This window comes from Vibrio sp. 1562, assembly GCF_033340155.1.
Lineage (GTDB): Bacteria > Pseudomonadota > Gammaproteobacteria > Enterobacterales > Vibrionaceae > Vibrio > Vibrio alginolyticus.
On record NZ_JAWOVY010000357.1, the window covers coordinates 1 to 698 of the forward strand.

The 698-nt window shown below is 47.7% G+C and carries 1 pseudogene; it reads right to left on the reverse strand.

Features of this window, described 5'->3' with window-relative positions:
• Window positions 1–698, reverse strand: a pseudogene (locus R7Z49_RS25165) (DUF3372 domain-containing protein); the annotation flags it as partial.

Genomic DNA, 698 nt, shown 5'->3' on the forward strand with positions numbered 1-698 from the left:
CGGGTTGTAGCTGTGTCGCAGGCGCAAAGCGTTCATCAGTACTTGCGCAGAGCCGGTGGCTGGATCGTAGCTGTTCAGCACATCTTCAATTACTTTCGCACCATCAACTTCGTCACAGACAGACGCTTCTGGTTTGATGCCACACAATTTACCTACGGTGTCAGTAATATCGACGCGGTTCGCCGCTTCTTCATCAACCGTAGCAATGTCGAACGCAGGCAGGATGTGAAGCGTTGTTAAACCTGCGTCTTTTAGTGCTTGCAAGTGAGAGACCGATTCGCGGTCTGCTTCTGTGAGTGCTAAGTACTTACCGTTGTATTCTTTGGTGCCTTTTGTATCGTTAAAGCTGAAGTCACGAAGGTGTGATTCGTACAGTACGTGGTCTTCATCTTTTTTAACGGTTGGGCGTTCGTAGTCGCTCCAGCCTTGTGGCATCAAGCTTGGATCATCCAAATCGATCACTTGAGAGTACATCGAATTTTTCGACAAGCTCAGAGAGTATGGATCTGTGACCAAGCGAGTTTCGATGACGCCCGTTGTTGGGTGGTAAACTTTAACTTGGTAACGGTAGTATTTGTTGACGACGTTGCTTTGCGCTTCAGAAACCCAGATACCAGTTGCTGAATCTTCTTTCATCGCAACGGTTGTTTCTTCTTTCAGATTCTCGTCATAGCTGATAAGAGCCACGTCTTGCGCTG